At 67.7% G+C, this 6,487-nt stretch carries 6 protein-coding genes; all 6 read right to left on the bottom strand.

The window, feature by feature from the left end; genetic code table 11:
- Positions 1 to 1,007: NAD(P)/FAD-dependent oxidoreductase (locus tag CRJ03_RS14735; RefSeq protein ID WP_129590291.1), on the bottom strand; the 1,007-nt coding region annotated here is incomplete at its 3' end.
- A gap of 56 nt (positions 1,008 to 1,063) precedes the next feature.
- Positions 1,064 to 1,960, bottom strand: a complete 897-nt coding sequence (locus CRJ03_RS14730; protein ID WP_104019621.1) for a homocysteine S-methyltransferase family protein — start codon at positions 1,958 to 1,960, stop codon at positions 1,064 to 1,066.
- Positions 1,957 to 3,027: a zinc-binding dehydrogenase gene (locus CRJ03_RS14725; RefSeq protein WP_240611686.1), complete on the bottom strand. Its 1,071-nt coding sequence runs from the start codon at positions 3,025 to 3,027 to the stop codon at positions 1,957 to 1,959. Before CRJ03_RS14725 ends, CRJ03_RS14730 begins: the two co-directional genes overlap by 4 nt.
- Positions 3,024 to 5,474 carry a GcvT family protein gene (locus CRJ03_RS14720; RefSeq protein ID WP_104019620.1) on the bottom strand — a complete coding sequence of 817 codons (2,451 nt, stop codon included), beginning with the start codon at positions 5,472 to 5,474 and terminating at the stop codon, positions 3,024 to 3,026. Before CRJ03_RS14720 ends, CRJ03_RS14725 begins: the two co-directional genes overlap by 4 nt.
- Positions 5,475 to 5,486: 12 nt before the next feature.
- Positions 5,487 to 5,858: a GFA family protein gene (locus CRJ03_RS14715; RefSeq protein ID WP_206018376.1), complete on the bottom strand. Its 372-nt coding sequence runs from the start codon at positions 5,856 to 5,858 to the stop codon at positions 5,487 to 5,489.
- The gene (locus CRJ03_RS14710) at positions 5,858 to 6,478 is read right to left on the bottom strand and encodes a LysE family translocator (RefSeq protein WP_104019618.1); all 621 of its coding nucleotides are present in this window, start codon (positions 6,476 to 6,478) and stop codon (positions 5,858 to 5,860) included. Before CRJ03_RS14710 ends, CRJ03_RS14715 begins: the two co-directional genes overlap by 1 nt.
- Positions 6,479 to 6,487 lie beyond the last annotated feature (9 nt).

The raw sequence follows: 6,487 nt of genomic DNA, 5'->3' as shown, positions 1-6,487 counted from the left end.
AGGTGATAGGCATCATCGGGGGTAAAGCTTTCGGGACCGTTAAAGAACGTGTGAATCCCCGCCTCGGCCAGCACCGGCATCCGGTTGACGGCCGCCTCGAGGATCGGCTCGAAATGGTCGAAATCCTCCGGCAACTGATCGAACTCGAAACTCTCGGGAATGCCCGCCATCCCCCACGGCTTGGCATTGGGCTCAAACGCCCCGAGCATCATCTTGCCCGCATCCTCCTTGTAATAGGCGCATTCATCCGGCACCCGCAGGACCGGAAGCTGCGACAGACCCGCGATCGGCTCGGATACGATATAGAAATGCTCGCAAGCATGCAGCGGCACGTTGGTTCCGGCCATGCGCCCCACCTCTCGGCCCCACATGCCCGCGCAATTGACTATCATGTCGCAGGCGATATGGCCGCTGCTTCCATCCTCGCCTTGCCAGTCCACGCCGGTCACGCGGCGGCCCTGCCGCGCGATGCCCGTCACCTTCACCCGCTCGGCCACCCGCGCGCCCCGGTTGCGTGCGCCCTTGGCCAGCGCCAGCGCGATATTGGCCGGGTCGGCCTGCCCATCGGTGGGCAGCCACACGCCCCCCGTCACGCCGTCGAGGTTGATATGCGGGTAACGGTCCTTGATCTCGGCGGGGCTCAGCTCCTCAACCGGCACGCCAAAGGCGCGGGCCATCGCGGCGCTGCGCATCAATTCCTCGCGGCGGTCAGCGGTCAGCGCCGCCGAGATCGAGCCCCCCTGCCGAAAGCCGGTGGCGATGCCGGTCTCGGCCTCCAGCCCGGAATATAGCTCCGCCGAATAGCGCGCGAGGCGGGTCATGTTGGCGGTGGCCCTGAGCTGCCCGATTAGCCCTGCGGCATGCCATGTGGTCCCGGAGGTCAGTTGCTTTCTCTCTAGCAGCACCACGTCGCTCCAGCCCAGCTTGGTCAGGTGATACGCGACGGAACAGCCCACTACGCCGCCGCCGATGATGACCACGCGGGCCTGCGTTGGAAGATCGGTCATGATTCACCTCGTGTCATGGTTGGGCCGGAGTATTTTCGGCAAGAAGAAACAGCGGGTCAGACGATGTCATGGCCCGCCTCGCGGATGCGTCGCGCCAGCTCGGCGATATGGGCCGGGCCGATCTCGCAGCAGCCGCCGACGATGGTGGCGCCCTGCGCAATCCAGCCCATCGCCGCCTCGGCATGGGCGGCGGGGCTGAGGTCGGTGCGTTGCTCAAGTGCGTCGACCGTGGGCGCGGCGCCGAGAAAGCCGTCGCTGATCCGGGTAAAGCCATTGGCATAGGCCCCGAAGGGCAGGCCAAACGCCGCGATTTCGCCCAGCCCCTGCGTGATCGCCTCGGGCGGCGAGCAGTTGAGCAGGATCGCATCGGGCGGCATCTCGGCGATGAGCGGGGCCAGCGCCCCAACCGGCTCGCCCGAGCGCAGGCGCGTGCCGTCGTCGTCCATCACCGACACGGCGAGCCAGACGGGCAGGGCGGTCTCGCGCGCGGCCATCAGCGCGCCGCGCGCCTGATCGACGGAAGCCATGGTTTCCAGCAACAGCAGGTCGACACCGGGCGCCAGCGCCGCCACCGGCTCGGCATAGATGCGCGCGGCTTCCTCGGCAGGGGGGCAGAGGTCGGGGCGATAGGATTGCACCAACGGCCCGAGCGCCCCGGCCACGCGGCCATATCCGTGCGCGTCGCGCGCGGCACAGGCGGCGGTTACGGCGGTCCCGGCAAGGCGGGTCACCTGATCCTCCAGCCCCACCCGCGCCAGCCGGTCGCGCAGCACCGCGTAGGTGTTGGTGGTGGCCACCGTGGCCCCGGCGGCGAAATAGGCGTCATGCACCTCCCGCACGAGGTCACCGTGGTCGATCATCACCTGCGTGGACCACAGCGGCGTCGCCCGGTCGCCGGAGCGTTTCACAAGCTCCTGCCCGATGGAGCCGTCAAGCAACGTGATCGCAGTCATGTAGCGGTCTCCTGTGGCAGCAGGACCAGCTTGCCGGCATCGGCCTTGGCCTGGAAATCCGCCTGCGCGCGGGCGATGTCGCGCAGCGGATAGGTGGCTTTGATGCGCGGGCGAACCTCGCCTTTGCGCACCATATCCATCAGCCGGGCAAAGACGTAGCTAGACTGGTAGGTGCAGCCGTGGATGGTGATATCGCGCAGGTAGATGCGGCGCAGATCGGCGCTGACCATCGGCCCGGCGATGGCACCCGCCACCGCGTAATGCCCGCCGGGGCGCAGCGCGTCGATGAACGCGGGAAAGGCGGGGCCGCCCACGAGGTCGATCACCGCGTGAAAGCGGTCTTCGGGCAGCTGGGCGTCACGAGCGATCACCTCGACCGCGCCTTCTTCCTTCACGATCTCCGCTTTGGCGGGGGCGGCGATGCCGGTCACCTGCGCGCCCATTGCGGCCGCCAGTTGCACCGCCGCCAACCCGACATTGCCCGAGGCCCCGGTGATCAGCACCTCCTGTCCCGCCGCCACGCCCGCCCGGTCCAGCAACCCCAGCGCGGTGCCGAAGGCGCAGGGGATGGCGGCGATTTCCACGTCCGAGAGCGGCGCGTCGCTCACGTCATGCAGGTCATCCGCCCTCATCAGGCAATACTCGGCAAAGGCCCCGTCGATCTCCGAGCCGAGGGCGACGAAACCCACCGGGTTGTCTTGTGTCGGGCGCGGGATGTTGATCGGGCAGGTGACGCGCGCGCCCCGCGCCGGGGTGGTGACGCCCGGCCCCTGCGCCACCACCTCGCCGCACAGGTCGCCGCCTTGTATCAGCGGAAAGCGCAGCGCCCCCGACCAGCCCCCGGCCTCGACACCCTCGCCGGTCTCGCCGGTGGCCCCCGTCACCTCCGCCGCATACCAGCCCTCGCGCGTGTTGATATCGGTGTTGTTCACCCCCGCCGCCAGCACCCGGACCAGCACCTCGCCCGGTCCGGGGCGCGGCACGGGGATATCCTCGCGCCATTCCAGCGCCCCGGGCCCGCCGTGGCGGGTGAGGTACACGCCGCGCATGGTGGCGGGCTGGGTCACGCGCGCAGCCTCTCGTTCTCCGGATCCCACAGCGGCGCGTCGGGCTGCACCACCGCCGGGACCCGTTCGCCGTAGATCTCGACCTCCAGCTTGGTGCCCGGAACCGCAAGGTCCGCGCGCAGCATGGCGAGCGCCACCGACGCCCCGACCCGGTAGCCCCAGGCGCCAGAGGTGGTCTCGCCCACAATCTCCCCCCCGTGCCAGATCGTCGACATGTAGGGCGCATCCGCCGCCCCCGCCTCGACGATCAGCGGCACAAACCGTTTCTTCACGCCCCTTTGCTTCTCGGCCAGAAGCGCCGCCTTGCCGGGAAACTCCTGCGGCTTGTCGAGCTTCACGAACCGATCCAGCCCGCCCTCCAGCATCGAGTAATCGGTCGAGAGGTCCCCTTTCCACGCGCGATACCCCTTCTCGATGCGCAAGGAGTTCAGCGCCCACATGCCAAAGGGTTTTGCTCCCGCGTCGACGACCGCCTCGTAGATCGCCGGGATATCGGCGTTTTCCGCATGGATTTCCCAGCCGAGTTCGCCGGCGAACGAGACCCGCAGCAGCGCGGCCCATCGCCCCGCCACCTCCGCCTCCTGAAAGCTGAGCCAGGGCAGGGACAGATCGGCGTTGGTGAGGGGGCTGAGCACGTCGCGCGATTTCGGGCCGGTGACGATCAGGGTCGACATCCGGTCGGTCCAGTCCTCCAGCGTGAAACCGGCCCCCTCGGGCATGTGCCGCTCCAGCCATTCGCGGTCATGCCATTGCGCAGACGCGGCGGTGACCAGCACGAAGCGGTCCTCGGCCTCGCGCGTCACCGACATCTCGGTGACGATGCGCCCCCGGTCGTCGGTGAAATACACGAGCCCCACGCGCCCCACCTTGGGCAAGGCCCCCGTGACCAGCCCGCGAAGCCAGTCATCGGCCCCCGGCCCCTGCACCTTGAACCGCGAGAAACCGGGCAGGTCGAGCACGCCGCAATGGTCTCTCACCGCCTCGCATTCTTGCCGGATGCGCGGCTCCCACGGCCCCGCGCGGTCCCAGGTCTGCGTGGCCTCTTCAGACGTGTCGTCGCCCGGCTGCGCAAACCAGTTGGCGCGCTCCCAGCCGTTATAGTCGCCCATCTGGCCGCCCATTTCCTTGATCCGGTCATGCACGGGGCTGAGCTTGCGGTCGGGCGCCGCCGGCCAGCGGTGCCAGGGGAAATGCATGGCGTATTCGTGGCCATAGACCTCCATCCCCTTCGCCACGCAATACTCGTGATCGGTGTAATCGGTGTAGCGGCGCGGGTCACACGACCACATGTCCCACTCGGGCGCGCCTTCCGTCACCCATTCGGCCAGCACCTTGCCCGCGCCACCGCCCTGCGCGATGCCAAAGGTGAACACACAGGCCTCGAACGCATTGGGCACCCCCGGCATGGGGCCAAGCAGCGGCATCCCGTCCGGCGCATAGGGGATCGGCCCGTTGATGATCTTGCTGATCCCCGAGATGCCCAAGAGCGGCACCCGCGCCATCGCGTCGGTCACGATCTCCTCGATCCGGTCGATATCCTCCTGCCATAGCTGAAAGCTGAAATCGTCGGGCATTGGATCGCTCGGGTCGGCCCAATGGGCGCGACAGCGTGGCTCGTAAGGCCCGAGGTTAAAGCCGTGCTTTTCCTGCCGCAGGTAGTAGGAGACATCGACGTCACGCAACAGCGGCAGCTTGCGGCCCTGCTCCTTCGACCACGCCTCGATCTCGGGGATTTCCTCGGACAGAAGGTATTGATGGCTCATCACCATCATCGGCACGGTCCGCCCGCCATAGGGCTTGAACCATTCGCCGACGCGCTGCGCGTAATAGCCCGCGGCGTTCACCACGATCTCGCAGCGGATCTCGCCCTTCTCCGTCTCGACGATCCATTCGCCGTTCTCGCGCCGCACGCCGGTAGCGGGGCAGAAACGCAGCACGCGCGCGCCCATCTCCCGCGCCCCCTTGGCCAGCGCCTGCGTCAGTTGCGCGGGGTCGATATCGCCGTCGTTGGGGTCATAGAGCGCGCCGTGCAAGTCATGCGTCTCGATGAAGGGATAGCGCGCCTTGATCTCGCCCACCCCGAGGATTTCGAGGTCCATCCCCTGGTGCTTGCCCATCCCCTTGGCGCGCTCGAATTCCTGCATCCGCTCGCGCGAATGCGCCAGCCGGATAGAGCCCGTCTGGTGATAGTTCATCGGATAGTCGACCTCGGCCCCGAGCCGTGCATAAAGCTCGGTCGAGTAGCGCTGCATGTTCATCACCGACCAGCTCGTGGAAAAGGTGGGCACATTGCCCGCCGCGTGCCAGGTGCTGCCCGCTGTCAGCTCGTTGCGCTCCAGCAGGACGCTGTCGGTCCAGCCCGCGCGGGCCAGGTGATAGAGGCAGGACGCCCCCACGGCGCCCCCGCCGATGATGACCGCGCGTGCGGTCGTTGGAATCTCAGCCATGTCTCCCCTCGCTCACTCTTTCTGCGGCAACCCGTCCGCGATGTCGTAATAGTCACCCTTGTCCGCGACAAAGATATGCTTCTCCAGCCTCACGCCGGTCGGCTCGTCCAGCGCACCAAGCGCGAAACTCATCGTGTCCTCACCGTGCGCTTTCCAGAACAGGAACGATCCGCAGCGCGGGCAAAAGCCGCGTTTCGCGGTGGTGCTCGCCTCGTACCACGTGACCCGACCGGTGATTGCGATGTCGTGCTCCGGCGCGTAGGCCGAGGCCCAGAGGTGCCCCGATTGATTGCGGCATTGTCCGCAATGGCACACGCTTGGCCCCTCCGGCGCCGCGTTCACGGTAAATGTCACGTCTCCGCACAGACACGATCCCTTGTGCATCATATCCTCCCCGGTGTTGCGGCGCTGCCCAGGGCCACGCCATAGAGCACGAACGCGGCGGCCATCCCCCGCCGCAGCCAGACATTGACCACCGCCCCCAGCGCCGCCCGCCCCAGCCCCGCGCCAAGCGCGGTAAAGCCGGTATAGCTGAGCGCCGTGATGGTCAGCGCGGTGGGAAAGATCACCCACATCTGATCCCAGATCGGCACGCCCGGCTGCACGAATTGTGAAAACGCGGCGAGATAGCCCGCCACGCTCTTGGGGTTGATCGTGGCGACCATGAAGGCCCGCCAGAACACCGACCCGCCGCTTTGCGTGCCGGTCTCGATGGGCCGTCGCGCCCGCATCCAGCCGCGTATGCCGAGCCAGATGAGCACACCCGCACCGGCGAGTTTCGCGGCCTCGAACGCCACCGGCGACGCGGCGATCAAGGCGGTGATCCCCGCCGCCGACAGGGTCAGGAACAGAGTTGCCTGCGTCAGGATCGCCGCCACCGCCCAGAGGCCGCGACGGAACCCGACATGCATGCCGGTCTGGATGCAGTTGACATGGTTTGGCCCCGGCGTGGTGACGAACACCACCCAGAAGAGGGCAAAGACGGTCCAGGCCTCCCAGCTCATGCCCGCGCC

Origin of the sequence: Roseovarius nitratireducens (assembly GCF_002925845.1) — a bacterium.
Taxonomy (GTDB): Bacteria; Pseudomonadota; Alphaproteobacteria; order Rhodobacterales; family Rhodobacteraceae; genus Roseovarius; species Roseovarius nitratireducens.
Note: the sequence above shows the minus strand (reverse complement) of the source record. Positions and strands in the feature narration are given on the sequence as shown.

Excerpts from the sequence above, each read along its gene's own strand:
- CRJ03_RS14710 (WP_104019618.1), bottom strand. The coding sequence starts at position 6,478 with ATGAGCTGGGAGGCCTGGACCGTCTTTGCCCTCTTCTGGGTGGTGTTC.
- CRJ03_RS14715 (WP_206018376.1), bottom strand. The coding sequence starts at position 5,858 with ATGCACAAGGGATCGTGTCTGTGCGGAGACGTGACATTTACCGTGAAC.
- CRJ03_RS14730 (WP_104019621.1), bottom strand. The coding sequence starts at position 1,960 with ATGACTGCGATCACGTTGCTTGACGGCTCCATCGGGCAGGAGCTTGTG.
- CRJ03_RS14720 (WP_104019620.1), bottom strand. The coding sequence starts at position 5,474 with ATGGCTGAGATTCCAACGACCGCACGCGCGGTCATCATCGGCGGGGGC.